Genomic DNA, 17,345 nt, shown 5'->3' with positions numbered 1-17,345 from the left:
TTCCTGTGGACTACTCGCCGGTTGTGGATATCGCGGCCACCCGGCCAGGGGTGTCGCCTTCATCCGGTCGTGGACATGGCCGTCACCGGGCACCCAACCGGTCCCGTACACTTCTTACGGCGATCCGGGTCACCGGGTCGACTTCGCACGCCCCGCCACCTCCCTCTTCTCGGAGGTGGCCGCGCTCCTCGGTCCCTCGTGGCACGGCGCGTCGGGGCGTCAGGCGCGAGCGCAAACCTGCGGTCGCGATAACCGAGCACCTCAAGGAGTACGGCCATGGCCGTCGTCACGATGCGGGAGCTGCTGGAAAGCGGCGTCCACTTCGGTCACCAGACCCGTCGCTGGAACCCGAAGATGAAGCGCTTCATCTTCACCGAGCGCAACGGCATCTACATCATCGACCTGCTCCAGTCGCTGTCGTACATCGACCGCGCCTACGAGTTCGTCAAGGAGACCGTCGCCCACGGCGGCTCCATCATGTTCGTGGGTACGAAGAAGCAGGCCCAGGAGGCCATCGCCGAGCAGGCGACGCGCGTCGGCATGCCGTACGTCAACCAGCGTTGGCTCGGTGGCATGCTCACCAACTTCTCCACCGTCTACAAGCGCCTTCAGCGTCTGAAGGAGCTTGAGCTCATCGACTTCGAGGACGTGGCCGCCTCCGGCCTCACCAAGAAGGAGCTCCTGGTCCTCTCGCGCGAGAAGGCCAAGCTGGAGAAGACCCTGGGTGGTATCCGCGAGATGCAGAAGGTGCCCAGCGCCGTCTGGATCGTCGACACCAAGAAGGAGCACATTGCCGTCGGTGAGGCGCGCAAGCTCCACATCCCGGTCGTCGCGATCCTCGACACCAACTGCGACCCCGACGAGGTCGACTACAAGATTCCGGGCAACGACGACGCGATCCGCTCCGTCACCCTGCTCACCCGCGTGATCGCCGACGCCGTCGCCGAGGGCCTCATCGCCCGTTCCGGTGCCGCCACCGGTGACTCGAAGCCGGGCGAGAAGGCCGCCGGCGAGCCCCTCGCCGAGTGGGAGCGCGACCTGCTCGAGGGCGACAAGAAGGACGAGACCGCGGCTGCCGCCGAGGTCCAGTCCTCCGCCGAGACCGAGAAGGTCGCCGACGCCGAGAAGCCGGCCGAGGCCGTCGCCGAGGCCGAGGCCGCTGTCGAGGCTCCGGCCGCCGACGCCCCGGCCGCCGACGCGGACGCCGAGCAGGCCTGACACCCGTCACGGCTGCTGACGGCGGGGGCCGACGCCACAAGCGTCGCCCCCGCCGTTCACCCGTAGATCTTTCAGACTTCGAGAGAGACATACAGACTCATGGCGAACTACACCGCCGCTGACGTCAAGAAGCTCCGCGAGCTCACCGGCGCCGGCATGATGGACTGCAAGAAGGCGCTCGACGAGGCCGACGGCAACGTCGACAAGGCCGTCGAGGCGCTCCGTATCAAGGGCCAGAAGGGCGTCGCCAAGCGCGAGGGCCGCTCTGCCGAGAACGGTGCCGTCGTCTCCCTGATCTCCGAGGACCAGACGTCCGGCGTCCTCCTCGAGCTGAAGTGCGAGACGGACTTCGTCGCCAAGGGCGAGAAGTTCCAGGCCGTCGCCAACACCCTCGCCGCTCACGTCGCCGCGACCTCCCCGGCCGACATCGAGGCGCTCCTCGCCTCCGAGATCGAGGCCGGCAAGACCGTCCAGGCGTACGTCGACGAGGCCAACGCCAACCTCGGCGAGAAGATCGTCCTGGACCGCTTCGCGCAGTTCGCCGGCGCGTTCGTCGGTGTGTACATGCACCGCACGATGCCCGACCTGCCCCCGCAGATCGGTGTTCTGGTCGAGCTGGACAAGGCCGACGCCGAGCTGGCCAAGGGCATCGCGCAGCACATCGCCGCCTTCGCCCCGAAGTACCTCTCCCGCGAGGACGTCCCGGCCGAGGTCGTCGAGGCCGAGCGTCGCGTCGCCGAGGAGACCACGCGCGCCGAGGGCAAGCCCGAGGCCGCGCTCCCGAAGATCGTCGAGGGTCGGGTCAACGGCTTCTTCAAGGAGGCCACCCTCCTGGGCCAGCCGTACGCGCTGGACGCCAAGAAGTCGGTCCAGAAGGTCCTGGACGAGGCCGGTGTCACCCTGAAGCGCTTCTCGCGCATCAAGGTCGGCATCTGAGTCCGTCCGGGCGAACAGCGCCGGACCCGATAGGGTCTGGTGCAGTCGACGGCCGCACCCACGCCGGACGACCGCAGATCTGACGAGGAGGCCATTGCCGCTGTAGGGACACCAGACCCACCGGCAATGGCCTTCTTCGTATGTGCACGAGGAGAATTTCCATGGACAAGGGCGCGGACGCCATTCAGGCCGACGACCAGCGCGACGACGACAAGGGTTCCGGGCGCTTCATGCTGAAGCTCTCCGGTGAGGCATTCGCCGGCGGCGGCGGTCTCGGCGTCGACCCCGACGTCGTGCACACCATCGCCCGCGAGATCGCCGCCGTCGTACGCGACGGCGCCCAGATCGCGGTGGTCATCGGAGGAGGCAACTTCTTCCGTGGCGCCGAGCTTCAGCAGCGCGGCATGGACCGGGCCCGGTCCGACTACATGGGCATGCTCGGCACCGTCATGAACTGCCTGGCGCTCCAGGACTTCCTGGAGAAGGAAGGCATCGACTCGCGCGTCCAGACCGCCATCACCATGGGCCAGGTCGCCGAGCCGTACATCCCGCTCCGCGCCGTACGGCACCTGGAGAAGGGGCGTGTGGTGATCTTCGGCGCCGGTATGGGCATGCCGTACTTCTCCACCGACACCACCGCCGCGCAGCGCGCCCTGGAGATCGACGCCGAGGCGCTGCTCATGGGGAAGAACGGCGTGGACGGGGTCTACGACTCCGACCCGAAGACCAACCCCGACGCGGTGAAGTTCGACGCACTGGAGTATGGCGAGGTGATCACCCGCAATCTGAAGATCGCGGACGCCACCGCCATCACGCTCTGCCGTGACAACCAGCTCCCGATCCTCGTCTTCGAGCTGACGACCGAGGGCAATATCGCTCGCGCGGTCAAGGGTGAGAAGATCGGCACGCTCGTGAGCGACGAGAGCACCCGGGCCTGACGGCCCCCCCAGGATGGACAACGGCCTGCCGGTCGGACACCGTGCAGGTGAGGACGCGACGCAGGACCCGCAGGGCCAGGCGATGACGACGCCGGGCCCACCCAAGACACGCAGGAGCACGTGGTGATCGAAGAAATCCTCCTCGAGGCCGAGGAGAAGATGGAGAAGGCCGTTGTCGTCGCGAAAGAGGACTTCGCCGCGATCCGTACCGGCCGCGCGCACCCGGCGATGTTCAACAAGATCGTCGCCGACTACTACGGCGCGCTGACCCCGATCAACCAGCTGGCCTCGTTCTCGGTTCCCGAGGCGCGGATGGCCGTCGTGACGCCGTTCGACAAGACCGCGCTGCGCAACATCGAGCAGGCGATCCGCGACTCCGATCTCGGCGTCAACCCGAGCAACGACGGCAATATCATCCGGGTGACGTTCCCCGAGCTCACCCAGGACCGCCGCAAGGAGTACATCAAGGTCGCCAAGACCAAGGCCGAGGACTCCAAGATCTCGATCCGCTCCATCCGCCGCAAGGCCAAGGAGACCCTCGACAAGCTCGTCAAGGACAAGGAGTCCGGCGAGGACGAGGTGCGTCGCGCGGAGAAGGAGCTCGACGACACCACCGCGAAGTACGTCGCGCAGGTGGACGAGCTGCTCAAGCACAAGGAAGCCGAGCTGCTCGAAGTCTGATGAACGACTCTTCCCGGGGTGCCCCGCAAGGAGCCGGTTACTGGGGCACGCCCGAGATGAGGGCGGCCCCGGCGGGTCCGGCCCACGATGTGCATGGCGCCCAGCAGACTCGGCCCATGCCCAACGTGCCGGACGTTCCCGACGCAGGTAGAGACGCACAGAGCCGCGACGACCGGGACAGGGATGCCGCTCACGTCAGCGGCCCCCTGTTCCGTGACGAGAAGCCGCAGGAGCCCATGTCCACCCCGCTGCCGCCCCCGCCGCAGAAGAAGCACGCGGGGCGTGATCTGCGCGCCGCCATAGGGGTGGCCGTGGGTCTCGGCGCCGTCATCGGCGTCTCGCTGTTCATCGTGAAGGCCGCTTTCATCGGCGTGGTAGTGGCCGCGGTCGTGGTCGGCCTCTGGGAGCTGACGTCCCGCCTCCAGGAGCGCAAGGGCATCAAGGCGCCCCTGGTGCCGCTGGCCGTGGGCGGAGCCGCGATGGTCGTCGCGGGTTACGCGCGAGGGCCCGAGGGCGCCTGGATCGCGATGGCCCTGACCGCCCTCGCGGTGCTGGTCTGGCGGATGACCGAACCGCCCGACGGGTATCTCAAGGACGTCACGGCCGGGGTCTTCGCGGCGTTCTACGTACCCTTCCTGGCCACCTTCGTCGCCCTGATGCTGACGGCGGACGACGGCTCGTGGCGGGTCCTGACCTTCCTGATCCTCACGGTGGTCAGCGACACCGGGGCGTACGCGGTCGGCTGGCGCTTCGGCACGCACAAGCTCGCCCCGCGCATCAGCCCCGGCAAGACCCGCGAAGGCCTGTTCGGAGCGGTCGCCTTCGCGATGGTCGCCGGCGCCCTGTGCATGGAGTTCCTGATCGACGACGGCGCCTGGTGGCAGGGCCTGCTGCTCGGCCTCGCGGTCGCGGCCAGCGCCACCCTCGGCGACCTGGGCGAGTCCATGATCAAGCGGGACCTCGGGATCAAGGACATGGGCACCCTGCTTCCCGGCCACGGCGGCATCATGGACCGGCTGGACTCGCTCCTGCCGACCGCGCCGGTCGTCTGGCTGCTGCTGGTGCTGTTCGTCGGCTCCGGCTGACCGCTTCGGCACCCTCTTACCCTGTCCCACCTGCACGTTTCGCGAGTGAGGGTCCGTCGTCCACAGGGCGGCGGGCCCTCACCCGTCTGTCTGCGACACTGGATGAACCATGCCTAAGCCCGGAGAACTCACTTTCGTCGCGCCCCGCGGATCCAAGAAGCCGCCGCGGCACATCGCCGACCTCACGCCCGCCGAGCGCAAGGAAGCGGTCGCCGCGACCGGTGAGAAGCCGTTCCGCGCCCAGCAGCTCTCGCAGCACTACTTCGCGCGGTACGCGCACGACCCGGCGGAGTGGACGAACATCCCGGCCGGATCGCGGGAGAAGCTCGCCGAGGCGCTGTTCCCCGATCTGATGTCCGTGATGCGGCACATCAGCTGCGATGACGACACGACGCGCAAGACCCTGTGGAAGCTGCACGACGGGACGCTCGTCGAGTCCGTCCTGATGCGCTATCCCGACCGCGTCACGATGTGCATCTCCTCGCAGGCCGGCTGCGGAATGAACTGCCCCTTCTGCGCCACCGGGCAGGCCGGCCTCGACCGCAATCTGTCGACCGCCGAGATCGTGCACCAGATCGTCGACGGCATGCGCGCCCTGCGCGACGGCGAGGTGCCCGGCGGGCCCGCGCGGCTGTCCAACATCGTCTTCATGGGCATGGGCGAGCCGCTCGCCAACTACAACCGGGTGGTCGGCGCGATCCGCCGTCTCACCGACCCGGAGCCGGACGGTCTCGGCCTCTCGCAGCGCGGGATCACCGTCTCCACCGTGGGCCTCGTCCCGGCCATGCTGCGCTTCGCCGACGAGGGCTTCAAGTGCCGCCTCGCCGTCTCGCTGCACGCCCCGGACGACGAGCTGCGCGACACCCTGGTCCCCGTCAACACCCGGTGGAACGTCCGCGAGGTGCTGGACGCCGCCTGGGAGTACGCCGAGAAGTCCGGCCGCCGGATCTCCATCGAGTACGCCCTGATCCGGGACATCAACGACCAGGCCTGGCGTGGCGACCGGCTCGGCCGACTGCTCAAGGGCAAGCGGGTGCACGTCAACCTGATCCCGCTGAACCCCACGCCCGGCTCCAAGTGGACCGCCTCGCGGCCCGAGGACGAGAAGGCGTTCGTCGAGGCCATCGCGGCCCACGGCGTGCCCGTCACCGTCCGGGACACCCGCGGTCAGGAGATCGACGGGGCTTGCGGTCAGCTGGCGGCCTCCGAGCGCTAGCCGGCCTCTCCCGGACGGGCGGCCGAAATCCGCCGGTGTAGCCTGGGCTCGAAATCAACTTCATATTCCGACAGGGGAGCGCCACAGCGCTGAGAGTGCGGCACCAAGGACAGGTTGGCCGCAGACCCTCTGAACCTCGCCCGGGTCATTCCGGGTAGGAAGTTCGGACCTTACTCAAGCTGTTGCGCCCTGCCCGCTTCCGGTTCGCCGGACAGCGGGCGGGGCCGCGTCTCTTCCTGGTCATCTCCAGGAGGAATCACATGAACACCACCACGAAGTACGCGGCGACCGCGCTCGCCGCCGCTCTCGGCGTCACCGTGCTCGCGGGCTGCGGCGACGGCGGTTCCGCCGGCTCCGGGGAGTCCAAGGGCCCCGGCTCCAAGACCGTGACCCTGGTGAGCCACGACTCCTTCAACGTCTCGGACAAGGTGCTGAAGGCGTTCACGAAGGAGACCGGCTACAAGGTCGAGATCCTCAAGAGCGGCGACGCCGGAGCCGCGCTCAACCAGGAGATCCTCACCAAGGGATCCCCGCGCGGCGACGTCTTCTTCGGCGTCGACAACACCCTGCTCTCCCGCGCCCTCGACAACGGTCTCTTCACCGCGTACGAGGCCAAGGGCCTGGACACGGTCGCGGCGGACACGCAGACGGACGGGAAGAGGCGGGTCACGCCCGTCGACACCGGTGACATCTGCGTCAACTACGACAAGAAGTACTTCGCCGACAAGAAGCTCGCGCCGCCGAAGACCTTCCAGGACCTGCTCGAGCCCGCGTACAAGAACCTCCTCGTCACCGAGAACGCCGCGAGTTCCTCGCCCGGTCTCGGCTTCCTGCTCGGCACCATCGCCGCCCAGGGAGAGGACGGCTACGAGGCGTACTGGAAGAAGCTGAAGGCCAACGGCGTCAAGGTCGTCGACGGCTGGGAGCAGGCGTACAACGAGGAGTTCTCCGGCTCCGCGGGCGGCAAGAAGGCAGGCGCCGACCGGCCGCTCGTCGTCAGCTACGCCTCCAGCCCGCCCGTCGAGGTGCTCTACGCCGACCCGCAGCCGAAGGAGGCGCCCACCGGGGTCGCCACCGGCACCTGCTTCCGGCAGACCGAGTACGCCGGGCTGCTGACCGGTGCGAAGAACGAGGCGGGCGGCAAGGCGCTGCTGGACTTCATGATCAGCAAGACGTTCCAGGAGGACATGCCGCTGAACATGTTCGTGAACCCGGTCGTGAAGGACGCGACCCTCCCCGAGCTGTTCACGAAGTTCGGCGAGAAGATCGACACGCCTCCCACCGTCGCACCCGAGAAGATCACCGCCAACCGTGAGCAGTGGATCCAGTCGTGGCAGTCGCTGGTCCTGAAGTAGAGCCCGGGGCCAAGACCGCCGAGGCCGCCCGGACCCGACGCGGGGCCGGGCGGCGCGGGGCCGCGCGGCGGCTCGGCCTGATGGCCGTGCCCGTGGCGTTCTTCGCGGTGTTCTTCGCCTATCCCGTGACCGCCATCGTCGGCCGCGGGCTCAAGGCGGGGGGCGACTGGCAGTTCGGACGGATCGGCGAGGTGCTGGCCCGCCCGGACATCCTCGACGTCCTCTGGTTCACCACCTGGCAGGCCCTCGCCTCGACCGCGCTCACCCTGCTGATCGCCCTGCCCGGGGCGTATGTCTTCGCCCGCTTCGACTTCCCCGGCAAGCAACTGCTGCGGGCGGTCGTCACCGTGCCCTTCGTGCTGCCCACCGTCGTCGTCGGCACCGCGTTCCTGGCGCTGCTCGGGCGCGGCGGGCTCCTCGACGAGGTGTGGGGCGTCCGCCTCGACACCACCGTGTGGGCGATCCTGCTGGCCCACGTCTTCTTCAACTACGCGGTGGTCGTGCGGACGGTGGGCGGTCTCTGGTCCCAGCTGGACCCGCGGCAGGAGGAGGCCGCCCGGGTGCTGGGGGCCGGACGGTTCGCCGCCTTCCGCCGGGTGACGCTGCCCGCGCTCGCCCCGGCCGTCGCCGCCGCCGCGCTGATGGTCTTCCTCTTCACCTTCACCTCCTTCGGCGTCGTGCAGATCCTCGGCGGACCCGCGTACGCCACCCTGGAGGTGGAGGTCTACCGGCAGACCGCGCAACTCCTCGACCTGCCGACGGCGGCCGTGCTGACCCTGGTGCAGTTCGCCGCGGTCGGCGCGATCCTCGCCGTGCACGCCGTGACCGTACGCCGCCGGGAGCGCGCGCTGAAGCTCGTCGACCCGGACCGGACCTCCCGCCGGCCGCGCGGCGCCGGGCAGTGGGCGCTGCTCGGCGGCGTCCTGCTCACCGCGCTGCTGCTGATCCTGCTGCCGCTCGGGGTGCTGGTGGAGCGATCCTTCGATGGATCCGGCGGTTACGGCTTCGGCTACTACCGGGCCCTCCAGTCGGCCGGGTCCGGCGGTTCCTCCACCTTCCTGGTCCCGCCGCTGGAGGCCGTCGGCAACTCCCTGCGGTACGCGCTCGTCGCGACGCTCATCGCCCTCGTCGTCGGCGGGCTCGCGGCGGCGGCCCTGACGCGGCGGGCCGGGCCGCTGGTCCGCGGCTTCGACGCGCTGCTGATGCTGCCGCTCGGGGTCTCCGCCGTCACCGTCGGCTTCGGCTTCCTGATCACCCTGGACGAGCCGCCGCTCGACCTGCGCACCTCCTGGATCCTGGTCCCGCTGGCGCAGGCGCTGGTCGGTGTCCCCTTCGTCGTACGGACCATGCTGCCGGTGCTCCGCGCGGTCGACGACCGGCTGCGGGAGGCCGCCGCCGTGCTGGGGGCCTCTCCGCTGCGGGCCTGGCGAGAGGTCGATCTGCCGCTGGTGCGGCGGGCGGTGCTGGTCGCGGCGGGCTTCGCCTTCGCCGTCTCCCTCGGGGAGTTCGGCGCGACGGTCTTCATCGCGCGGCCCGACAACCCGACCCTGCCGGTCGCCGTCGCCCGGCTGCTGGGCCGGTCCGGGGAGCTCAACTACGGGCAGGCGATGGCTCTCAGCACGATTCTGATGCTGGTGTGCGCGGTGTCGCTGCTGCTCCTCGAACGTATCCGCACCGACCGATCCGGGGAGTTCTGAACGACATGCTGAGCCTGCAGTCAGCCACCGTGCGGTTCGGGAAGCGGACGGCTCTGGACGCGGTCGACCTGGAGGTCGCCGACCACCGGATCGTCTGCCTGCTCGGGCCCAGCGGCAGCGGGAAGTCCACCCTGCTCCGCACCGTCGCCGGGCTCCAGCCCATGGACGGCGGCCGGGTCCTGCTGGCCGGACAGGACCAGAGCGGCGTCCCGGTGCACCGGCGCGGCCTCGGCCTGATGTTCCAGGACCACCAGCTCTTCCCGCACCGGGACGTCGGCGCCAACGTCGCCTTCGGGCTCCGGATGCACGGCGTCGGGCGGGCCGAGGCCGAGCGCCGGGTCCGCGAGCTGCTGGAGCTGGTCGGCCTGCCCGGGGCCGAACGCCGTGCGGTCGCCGCGCTCTCCGGCGGCGAGCAGCAACGCGTCGCCCTGGCCCGCGCACTCGCCCCGCGCCCGAAGCTCCTGATGCTGGACGAGCCGCTCGGCCAGCTCGATCGCAGCCTCCGCGAACGGCTTGTCGTCGAACTGCGCTCCCTCTTCCAGGAGTTGGGTACGACCGTGCTGGCCGTCACGCACGACCAGGGTGAGGCGTTCGCGCTCGCCGACCGGGTCGTGGTGATGCGGGGCGGCCGGATCGCGCAGGAGGGCGGCCCGCTGGACGTCTGGCAGCGCCCCGCCTCGGCGTTCGTCGCCCGCTTCCTCGGCTTCGACAACGTCACCGGGGCGACCGTGACCGGCCGGGCGGCCGTCACCGCCTGGGGCAAGGTCCCGGTGCCCGAGGGCTCCCCGCAGGGCGAGGTGGATCTGCTGGTCCGGCCCGCCGGGGTGCTGATCGGTGCTCCCGAGGACGGCCTGCGCTGCACGGTCGGCGTCCGCACCTTCCGGGGGAACCACGTGACCGTACGCCTGACGCCCGGGAACGCGCCGGTGCTGGAGGCCGAGTGCGCGCTGCGGGACACCCCGGACGAGGGCGCGGTCGTGGGCGTCCGCTTCGACGCGGCGGAGACGGTGGTGCTGGCTGCCGGGGCGGACACCCCCCAGGCGTATTGATCGCGAGCGTGGTCAACGGCGTTGATCAATACACCTGTAGCCCCTGGGGCCCGCCACCACCAGTCCCAGTTCGTACGCCAGGATGACCGCCTGCGCCCGGTCCCGCAGCTCCATCTTCGCGAACAGCCGGTTGATGTGGGTCTTCACCGTATGGTCGGTGATGGTCAGCCGGTCGGCGATGTCCGCGTTGGACAGGCCCCGCGCGATCCATACGAGCACCTCCGCCTCACGCGCGGTCAGCCCGTCGATCGAGCGCGGCGGGGGAGCGCTGACCCGCTGCCGGGTGAACTCCGCTATGAGCCGCCCGGTGATCTCGGGAGCCAGCAGGGCGTGCCCGTCCGCCACCACCCGTACCGCGTGCAGCAGTTCGGGAAAGGTCGCGTCCTTGAGCAGGAAGCCGCTGGCCCCGGCGGTGAGGGCGTCGTACACGTACTCGTCCAGACCGAACGTCGTCAGCATCAGCGCCTTGGTCGTCCCGCCCGACGCCGCGACGATGGCGCGCGCCGCGTCGATGCCGCTGAGCCTGGGCATGCGGATGTCCAACAACGCCACATCGGGACGTAGTTCGGCCGCCCTGAGCACGGCCTGCTCGCCGTCCTCCGCCTCTCCGACCACCTCGATGTCGTCCTGCGTGTTCAGCAGGCCGGCGAACGCCGTCCGCACGACCGCCTGGTCGTCGGCCACCAGCACCCGGATCACCACGGAAGTTCCGCCTCCACGAGAAAGCCGCCGGCCGGGCCCCGGCCGGTGGTGAGTCTCCCGCCGAGCAGCGCGGCCCGTTCGGCCATGCCCACCAGGCCGTGCCCCGGCCGTCCGGAGCCGCCGGAAGGCTCGGGGCCCGGCCCGTCGTCCGTCGCGCGAACCGTCAACAGTCCGGGTCGGTAGTGGAGTTCCACGATCGTGTGCGCGCCCGGGGCATGGCGCCGGGCGTTCGTCAGCGCCTCCTGGGCGATCCGGTACGCCGACAGCTCCCAGGACGCGGGCAGCGGCGCCCGCTCGCCGGTGACCCGCAGCTCGGCCGCGCCGCCCGCCGCCCGGTGCTGATCGAGGAGGTCGTCCAGGCCGGCCAGCGAGGGCTGCGGAGCGGTGAGCGGCGCCGTTTCGGCGCCGTCGCCCGTCCGCAGCACTCCGAGCAGCCGCCGCAGCTCCGCCATCGAGGACCGCGCCGTGCCCGCGATCTCCTGGAAGGCGTCCCGCGCCGGGGGCGAGAGGTCCGGCGTCGTGTACGTGGCGCTCTCGGCCCGCACCGCGATCACCGACACCGAGTGCGCGATCATGTCATGCAACTCTCTCGCGATCGCGGCCCGTTCCGCCTCGGCCGCCTGCCGCCGCTCCATCGCCAGCAGACGCGACTGCGCGGCGGCCCGGGTGTGCCGGGTCTCCTCGCGCGCCCGCACCGCGTCGCCCGTGCTCACCGCACCCAGGATCATCACCGTCAGCACCAGCGTCTCGGCGTACAGCCCCAGGCTGAACCGGTCGGTGCCCTGGAGCGCGGGCAGCCCGGGGGAGCCGTCCCGCGCCCACCGGTCGATGTGCACCAGGTTGACGGCCAGCGCGGCCAGCGAACCCGCCGGAACGAGCACCGCCGGATGCTGCACCCGGTGCCGCCCGAGCGTGTAGCAGCCGATCAGGGAACCGGCGATGGTCGCGTACGCCATGTTGCCGTCGGTCGCGAAGCTGAGGAGGGCCGCGCCCACGGTCAGGAACCCCACGGCGGGCCGCGTCGCCCGCAGGGCCAGCGAGGCCGTGCAGACCAGCACCCCGAACGCCGTGATCGCCGAGCCCGGTACGAGAGCCAGCTCCACGACCGCGAAGAGCGTCAGCACTCCTCCGGTCAGCCAGGCGTACGCGGGCTCCGCCGTCCAGTGCCGCAGCCGTCGCCGGATGCCCCGGTTCGCCGGCGGGGCGTCGGCGGTGGCGGTGGCACCGGGGGTAGGGGTTGCGGTAGCGGTGGCCGGGCGGTCCGGCGGGACGGTTCGCGTCATACGGAGATTCTTCGCCCCCCGGTGGGCCGGCGCATCGGAGCAGGGGTGGAGTTCGCGGCGCCGTCTCATGCCACGGGTTGAGCTCAAGGACCGGACGGTGGTGTGACGCTCCGTGAACGGCACGTTCCTAGCCTCGGACGCATGGCCACTTTCGCGCTCCCCGCCCCTTCCGACCTGCACCGGGACCGTCCCGCGCTGCCCGGCGACGCGGCCTGGTGGGCCTTCTGCGCGGCCACCGCTCTGGCGCTCGGGACCTTCTCCTCGCTCGGCCCGCACCGGGTCTGGGGAGCCGCCGCGACACTCGGCTACACGGCCGCCGCGGTGCTCGCGGCCCGCGGGCGGAGCCCCCGTACGGCCGGGGCGGTCGCCGTCGCCGGCGCGGTGCTGCTGCCTCTGCTGGTGCTTCTCGCCGTGGACCGGGCGCAGTTGGAGGTCGACGTCGTCGCTCGCTCGGCGGGGCTCCTGCTCTCCGAGGGGACGCCCTATCCGGAACGGCCCGCCGTGCCCGAGGACTTCAACCCGTACCTCCCCGGCATGGCGGCCTTCGGGATACCGGAGGCGGTGGCCGGGCCCGGGTTGTTCACCGACCCCCGGCTGTGGATGGGCGCCGCCTTCCTCGGCGCGTTCGCCCTCGCCCTCCCGGCGGGGCTTCGCCGGGAGGCGCCCCGTTGGCTCGCCGCCTGCCCCCTGGTGGCGCTGCCGCTCGCGGTCGGCGGCGTCGATCTGCCGGTGGCCGGGCTGATGTGCCTCGGGCTGGCCGGGGCAGGGCGGGGGCGGGCCGGCCGGGCGGGCCTGGCACTCGGTCTGGCCGCCGCCCTCAAGTGGACCGCGTGGCCGGCGGTGCCGGTGGCCCTCGCGCTGCTCGCCACGGCCTCCGGGGGCGACGGCCGCCGAGGGAGCCGCGCGGCCCTGCGCTGCGCGCTCGTCGCCCTGTTCACCGCCGCCGTGCTCGTCCTGCCCGCCGCCCTGCGCGACCCGGGAGCCTTCCGGGCCCATGTCGTCGACTTCCCCCTCGGGCTCACCGGAGCCGTCTCGTCCGCCGCCAGCCCGCTCCCCGGTCATCTGCTCGCCACCCACGTCCCCGGCGGCCGGACCCTGGCGCTCCTGCTGCTCGGGGTGAGCGCCCTGCTCCTCGCCGTCTCCCTGCTGGTCCGGCCCCCGGGGACGGCGTCGGCCGCCGCCGCGCGGCTCGCGCTCGGACTGCTCCTGGCCATCGCGTTCATGCCCGCGAGCCGGTTCGGCTATCTGGTGCACCCGGTGGTCCTCACGGCCTGGGCCCTCGCCCGGCAGCCGCCCGCCCACCCCTACCGCATACGAGAACGGGTGCGGGAACTCGTACGGGTACGGAAGCAGGCCTCCCGGTGACGCGCCGCCGCACCCTCGTGGTGACCAACGACTTCCCGCCGCGCCAGGGCGGCATCGAGACCTTCGTCCACGCCATGACCAGCCGGTTCCCCACGGACTCCGTCGTCGTCTACACCTCCGCCGAACCCGGGGCGGCCGCCCATGACGCCGCCCTGTCCCACCCCGTGGTCCGCGACCCGTCCCGCACCCTGCTCCCGGTCCCGCGCGTCGCCGCCCGCGCGGTGGAGATCGCCCGCCACCACGGCTGCGACAGCGTCTGGTTCGGGGCCGCCGCACCGCTCGGGCTCCTGGCGGGCCGGCTGCGCCGGGAGAGCGGGGTGCGGCGGGCCGTGGCCACGACGCACGGGCACGAGGTGTGGTGGGCCCGTACGCCCGGGGCCCGGACCCTGCTCCGGCGGATCGGCGACCGCGCCGACACCGTGACCTACCTGGGCGAGGCGACCCGAGCGCCCATCGCCGCCGCGCTCGGCCCGGCCGCCGCCCGCCGCATGGTGCGCCTGGCGCCGGGGGTGGACGCGGAGGCGTTCCGCGTACGGGCCGCGGCACCCGAAGCCGTACGGGAGTGGCCGCGCGACGCCGTACGGGCCGGGGCGTGGGGCGGCACGCGCCCTCCGGCGGGCGGCGTCCGCGAGCGGTACGGCCTGGGCGGGCGGCCCGTGATCCTCTGCGCGGCGCGGCTCGTCCCCCGCAAGGGCCAGGACACCCTGATCCGCGCCCTGCCCGCCGTGCGGCGCGCGGTACCCGACGCCGTGCTCCTGCTGACCGGCGACGGGCCCTACGCCCGGACCCTGCGCAGGCTCGCGGCGGACACCGGGGTCGCGGACGCGGTGGTCCTCGCGGGCGGGCAGCCGCACGCGGCGATGCCGGAGCACTACGCGGCCTGCGACGTCTTCGCCATGCCGTGTCGCACCCGCAGACGGGGCCTGGAGGTGGAGGGGCTGGGCATCGTCTTCCTGGAGGCCGCCGCCGCCGGGCTGCCGGTCCTCGTCGGGAACTCGGGCGGCGCGCCGGACACCGTACGGGACGGGGAGACGGGACACGTGGTCGACGGGCGCGACGTCGCCGCGGTCGCGGACCGGCTCGTGGCGCTGCTGCGGGACCGGGAGGCGGCCCGGGCGATGGGGGAGAAGGGCCGGGCGTGGGTCCGCGAGGCGTGGGGCTGGGAGGGGGCGTACGACACCCTCGCGGGACTGCTGGCCCCCTGACCGGCGTGGCAGGGGGGCGGCGGGCCGGGCAGTCTGGAGGCGGACAACCCCGCGCCCGGCGCTCCGGCGGCGCGGGACGGCCGGATCGGACAAGGACCGTGATCATGACCGGTGGCACCCGCGAGGGCATCGACCTCACCCGCGTCCTGCACGCCCCTCAGCAGCGTGTCTTCGCCGCATGGACCTCACCGGAGGACTTCGCCGCCTGGTACGGGGGCGAGGCGGACGTCCCCCTGGACCGGGTGGCGATGGACGTGCGACCCGGTGGCGCGTGGAGCCTGGTCATCGTGATGCCGGGAGTGGAGATGCCCTTCCGCGGGGTCTACCGCGAGGTGAGCGAACCCGACGGACTCGTCCTCACGCTTCTGGACGCCTCGGCGCCCAAGGACGCCGAGGGCGAGATCGTCACCGTCACCTTCAGCGACCTCGGCGACGGGACCACCGAGCTGGCCTTCCAACAGCGCGGCGGCAACCTCACCCCCGAGCAGTACGCGGCGGCGGAGGACGGCTGGGAGGCCTTCTTCGACGCCCTGGCCGCCCGCCTCGCCACCCACCCCTGAGTCCCGGGGGCTCTCGTCTCCGTACCTCCGAGAAGGAACACCCGGCGGTTCAGCTCGTCAGCGGAAGCGCCGCCAACTGTGCGATCGCCCAGGTCAGCGGCGCGAACAGGGCCAGCAGCGCGCCCGCACGCAGTGCTGTCGCCCGGCGCAGCACGGCGGCCGGAGCGCCCATGCTGAGCAGCGTCCCGACCGTGTGGGCGCGGGCGTGCTTGGCCTCCAGCGCCGAGGTCAGCAGGGTCGCCGTCGTACAGCCGAGGACCAGCACCGCGCCGAGTGCGGTGAGCGGTCCGTACGGGCGCTCGTCGCCCCCGTACAGCGCCGAAGCGGCGATCGCGGCGGACAGCACCGCGCAGACGACCCCGAGCGGGCGGCCGATCCGGCGTGCCTCGTCCATCAGGACCCGTCCCGCCAGCAGCCGTACGGCCCCGGGGCGCACGGCCTGCAACGCCCGCCCGCACAGATGGGTCAGGCTCGGCCCCGCCATCGCCAGGCCGACCGCCGTGAGCGTCCACCCGATCAGGACCGCCACCGGGGTGGAGTCGTACCGTCCGGGCAGCGGGAACGCGTTCCCGGTCGCGCCCCGTGAGGCGACCGCCTCGACCGCGAGTCCGGCGGCGATCAGTGCGACGCCCCAGGGGAGTCCGGCCGGAGCCGGCGCGGGCTCGGGCAGTTCCTCGGAGCCGAAGGTGTCCCGGGCCGGGTCGGGCCGCGTCCGCAGCGCCAGCGCGCTCGCCGTCGACGCGGCCACCGGTACGAGCGCCAGCAGCATCAGCGCGGCGGCCGGCGGCAGCGGGCTGCCCGCGCCGAGGAACTCCGAGGCGCCCCCGTCGAACGGCATCCCGGTGAGATCGCCGCGCAGATGCAGGAAGAAGAGCAGGGCCACCATGGAGCCGAGCATGGTGGAGACGGCGGTGGAGACCGCGGCCAGCGCGGACAGCCGGACCGGGCCGAGGCCCACGGAGGAGAGACCCGGCCGGGGACGGGTGCTCGGATCGGCCCGGGCCACCGCCACGGCGAACTGCACGGTGGCGGCCAGCGGGACGAAGCACCACAGCAGCCGCAGCACCGAACCGGCGGAGGCGGGGTGCGCGGCGGCGTATCCGAGGGCGCACAGGAGGAGGAACCCGACGCCGGCCGAGGCGGCGGCCACCAGCAGCCGCCGGACCAGGACGAGGGGATGGGAGCCGCGGGCTAGACGGAGAGCGAGCACGCCGCGCGGCCCTCCGCTTCCGGTTTCGCGGGCAGGGTGGCGGTGGCGACGCAGCGGCCGTCCAGCAGCGGGACGGTCCGGTCGGCGAGGGCCGCGACCTCGGCGTCGTGCGTGGCCAGCACGACGGTGATGCCGTGCGAGCGGGCCGCCGTGGTCAGGGTGCGCAGCACCTGGGTGCGGTCCGCGCGGTGCAGGGTCGCGGTGGGCTCGTCGGCGAAGATCACGGTCGGTGCGCCGCACAGGGCGCGGGCCACCGAGATCCGCTGGCGCTGCGCCTGGAGGAGCGCGTGCGGCCGCTTCCTGGCGAAGGCGGCGATGTCCAGGCGCTCCAGCCACTCCCCGGCCGCCTTCCTGGCGGCCCGGTGCGAGACGCCGCGCAGCAGCAGGGGCAGCGCGGCGTTCTCCCAGACGGTCAGCTCCGGGACCAGCTCCGGATCGGAGGCGATCCAGCCGAAGCGCTCGCGGCGCAGCTGTTCGCGGACCCGGGGAGCCATGGTGTGGACGGGGACGCTGTTGAACCAGACCTCCCCCTCCTGGGGCACGAGCCGGCCCGAGAGGCAGTGCAGCAGCGTCGTCTTCCCGCTGCCGCGCGGGCCGGTCACGGCGAGGATCTCGGCGTCCCGGACGCCGATCGAGACACCGCCGAGACCGGGCGATCCGTTGTGGGAGTGGTGCAGGGAACGCGCCCAGATCACGTCGTTGTCCGGCGGGGCCACCATGGCGTACACCTCGGTTCAGGTCAGATTTCCCGTTCCCCCGTACGGGGGAACGAAGACGCGGCCGATCGGTCACTCGGCACCGTAGATAGTCGGACCGGTGTGGGCGCACAGCACGCGGCCCGGATA

The 17,345-nt window shown here is 72.1% G+C and carries 16 protein-coding genes and 1 riboswitch; of the genes, 12 read left to right on the top strand and 4 right to left on the bottom strand.

What is annotated here, in order from left to right; all coding sequences use genetic code 11:
* Positions 1-276 precede the first annotated feature (276 nt).
* From rpsB to ACIRJT_RS28085, 9 genes are all read left to right on the top strand, one after another.
* Complete coding sequence (rpsB, locus tag ACIRJT_RS28125; RefSeq protein ID WP_030629544.1) at positions 277-1,218, top strand: 30S ribosomal protein S2; 942 nt, start codon at positions 277-279, stop codon at positions 1,216-1,218.
* Between the two features lie 99 nt (positions 1,219-1,317).
* Positions 1,318-2,154: a translation elongation factor Ts gene (tsf, locus tag ACIRJT_RS28120; RefSeq protein WP_403914320.1), complete on the top strand. Its 837-nt coding sequence runs from the start codon at positions 1,318-1,320 to the stop codon at positions 2,152-2,154.
* 161 nt (positions 2,155-2,315) lie between these two features.
* Positions 2,316-3,092, top strand: a complete 777-nt coding sequence (gene pyrH / locus ACIRJT_RS28115; RefSeq protein WP_361870956.1) for a UMP kinase — start codon at positions 2,316-2,318, stop codon at positions 3,090-3,092.
* A 123-nt stretch (positions 3,093-3,215) separates the two neighbouring features.
* Positions 3,216-3,773 (top strand): ribosome recycling factor, encoded by a 558-nt coding sequence (gene frr, locus ACIRJT_RS28110; RefSeq protein WP_018960718.1) that lies wholly within the window; start codon positions 3,216-3,218, stop codon positions 3,771-3,773.
* Positions 3,773-4,858, top strand: coding sequence for a phosphatidate cytidylyltransferase (locus ACIRJT_RS28105; protein WP_403914316.1), 1,086 nt, complete (start codon positions 3,773-3,775; stop codon positions 4,856-4,858). The genes frr and ACIRJT_RS28105 overlap by 1 nt, the downstream gene beginning before the upstream one ends.
* A gap of 109 nt (positions 4,859-4,967) precedes the next feature.
* The gene (gene rlmN, locus ACIRJT_RS28100; RefSeq protein WP_007452477.1) at positions 4,968-6,074 is read left to right on the top strand and encodes a 23S rRNA (adenine(2503)-C(2))-methyltransferase RlmN; all 1,107 of its coding nucleotides are present in this window, start codon (positions 4,968-4,970) and stop codon (positions 6,072-6,074) included.
* A 62-nt stretch (positions 6,075-6,136) separates the two neighbouring features.
* Positions 6,137-6,253: riboswitch (TPP riboswitch) on the top strand.
* A gap of 81 nt (positions 6,254-6,334) precedes the next feature.
* The gene (locus ACIRJT_RS28095; RefSeq protein WP_403914313.1) at positions 6,335-7,429 is read left to right on the top strand and encodes a thiamine ABC transporter substrate binding subunit; all 1,095 of its coding nucleotides are present in this window, start codon (positions 6,335-6,337) and stop codon (positions 7,427-7,429) included.
* A gap of 80 nt (positions 7,430-7,509) precedes the next feature.
* Positions 7,510-9,126, top strand: a complete 1,617-nt coding sequence (locus tag ACIRJT_RS28090) for an ABC transporter permease (RefSeq protein ID WP_403914490.1) — start codon at positions 7,510-7,512, stop codon at positions 9,124-9,126.
* Positions 9,127-9,131: 5 nt separating this feature from the next.
* Positions 9,132-10,175, top strand: coding sequence for an ABC transporter ATP-binding protein (locus ACIRJT_RS28085; RefSeq protein ID WP_403914310.1), 1,044 nt, complete (start codon positions 9,132-9,134; stop codon positions 10,173-10,175).
* Between the two features lie 12 nt (positions 10,176-10,187).
* Here the strand turns inward: ACIRJT_RS28085 and ACIRJT_RS28080 are convergent, their stop codons facing one another.
* Positions 10,188-10,877, bottom strand: coding sequence for a response regulator (locus tag ACIRJT_RS28080; protein WP_403914307.1), 690 nt, complete (start codon positions 10,875-10,877; stop codon positions 10,188-10,190).
* On the bottom strand, positions 10,871-12,160 hold the full coding sequence (locus ACIRJT_RS28075; RefSeq protein WP_403914304.1) for a sensor histidine kinase: 1,290 nt from the start codon (positions 12,158-12,160) through the stop codon (positions 10,871-10,873). Before ACIRJT_RS28075 ends, ACIRJT_RS28080 begins: the two co-directional genes overlap by 7 nt.
* A gap of 141 nt (positions 12,161-12,301) precedes the next feature.
* Between ACIRJT_RS28075 and ACIRJT_RS28070 the strand changes: the two genes are divergently transcribed.
* From ACIRJT_RS28070 to ACIRJT_RS28060, 3 genes are all read left to right on the top strand, one after another.
* On the top strand, positions 12,302-13,525 hold the full coding sequence (locus ACIRJT_RS28070) for a glycosyltransferase 87 family protein (protein WP_403914301.1): 1,224 nt from the start codon (positions 12,302-12,304) through the stop codon (positions 13,523-13,525).
* Entirely contained in the window at positions 13,522-14,730 is a 1,209-nt protein-coding gene (locus ACIRJT_RS28065; protein ID WP_403914298.1) for a glycosyltransferase family 4 protein, read from the top strand. The genes ACIRJT_RS28070 and ACIRJT_RS28065 overlap by 4 nt, the downstream gene beginning before the upstream one ends.
* A 104-nt stretch (positions 14,731-14,834) precedes the next feature.
* On the top strand, positions 14,835-15,290 hold the full coding sequence (locus ACIRJT_RS28060) for an SRPBCC domain-containing protein (protein WP_403914295.1): 456 nt from the start codon (positions 14,835-14,837) through the stop codon (positions 15,288-15,290).
* A gap of 49 nt (positions 15,291-15,339) precedes the next feature.
* On the opposite strand, the gene ACIRJT_RS28055 is transcribed toward ACIRJT_RS28060, so the two are convergent.
* Together ACIRJT_RS28055 and ACIRJT_RS28050 are read right to left on the bottom strand one after the other, a co-directional pair.
* The gene (locus tag ACIRJT_RS28055; RefSeq protein ID WP_403914292.1) at positions 15,340-16,500 is read right to left on the bottom strand and encodes a hypothetical protein; all 1,161 of its coding nucleotides are present in this window, start codon (positions 16,498-16,500) and stop codon (positions 15,340-15,342) included.
* Complete coding sequence (locus ACIRJT_RS28050) at positions 16,482-17,219, bottom strand: ABC transporter ATP-binding protein (protein WP_403914289.1); 738 nt, start codon at positions 17,217-17,219, stop codon at positions 16,482-16,484. Before ACIRJT_RS28050 ends, ACIRJT_RS28055 begins: the two co-directional genes overlap by 19 nt.
* Positions 17,220-17,345 lie beyond the last annotated feature (126 nt).

Origin of the sequence: Streptomyces sp. NPDC102283, from assembly GCF_044766265.1 — a bacterium.
GTDB lineage: Bacteria > Actinomycetota > Actinomycetes > Streptomycetales > Streptomycetaceae > Streptomyces.
This window is presented reverse-complemented; position numbering and strand designations above follow the sequence as displayed.

What these genes read in the sequence shown, in the direction of transcription:
- rpsB (WP_030629544.1), top strand. Translation starts at nt 277, where the DNA reads ATGGCCGTCGTCACGATGCGGGAGCTGCTGGAAAGCGGCGTCCACTTC.
- tsf (WP_403914320.1), top strand. Translation starts at nt 1,318, where the DNA reads ATGGCGAACTACACCGCCGCTGACGTCAAGAAGCTCCGCGAGCTCACC.
- pyrH (WP_361870956.1), top strand. Translation starts at nt 2,316, where the DNA reads ATGGACAAGGGCGCGGACGCCATTCAGGCCGACGACCAGCGCGACGAC.
- ACIRJT_RS28105 (WP_403914316.1), top strand. Translation starts at nt 3,773, where the DNA reads ATGAACGACTCTTCCCGGGGTGCCCCGCAAGGAGCCGGTTACTGGGGC.
- rlmN (WP_007452477.1), top strand. Translation starts at nt 4,968, where the DNA reads ATGCCTAAGCCCGGAGAACTCACTTTCGTCGCGCCCCGCGGATCCAAG.
- ACIRJT_RS28095 (WP_403914313.1), top strand. Translation starts at nt 6,335, where the DNA reads ATGAACACCACCACGAAGTACGCGGCGACCGCGCTCGCCGCCGCTCTC.
- ACIRJT_RS28090 (WP_403914490.1), top strand. Translation starts at nt 7,510, where the DNA reads ATGGCCGTGCCCGTGGCGTTCTTCGCGGTGTTCTTCGCCTATCCCGTG.
- ACIRJT_RS28085 (WP_403914310.1), top strand. Translation starts at nt 9,132, where the DNA reads ATGCTGAGCCTGCAGTCAGCCACCGTGCGGTTCGGGAAGCGGACGGCT.
- ACIRJT_RS28075 (WP_403914304.1), bottom strand. Translation starts at nt 12,160, where the DNA reads ATGACGCGAACCGTCCCGCCGGACCGCCCGGCCACCGCTACCGCAACC.
- ACIRJT_RS28070 (WP_403914301.1), top strand. Translation starts at nt 12,302, where the DNA reads ATGGCCACTTTCGCGCTCCCCGCCCCTTCCGACCTGCACCGGGACCGT.
- ACIRJT_RS28060 (WP_403914295.1), top strand. Translation starts at nt 14,835, where the DNA reads ATGACCGGTGGCACCCGCGAGGGCATCGACCTCACCCGCGTCCTGCAC.
- ACIRJT_RS28050 (WP_403914289.1), bottom strand. Translation starts at nt 17,219, where the DNA reads ATGGTGGCCCCGCCGGACAACGACGTGATCTGGGCGCGTTCCCTGCAC.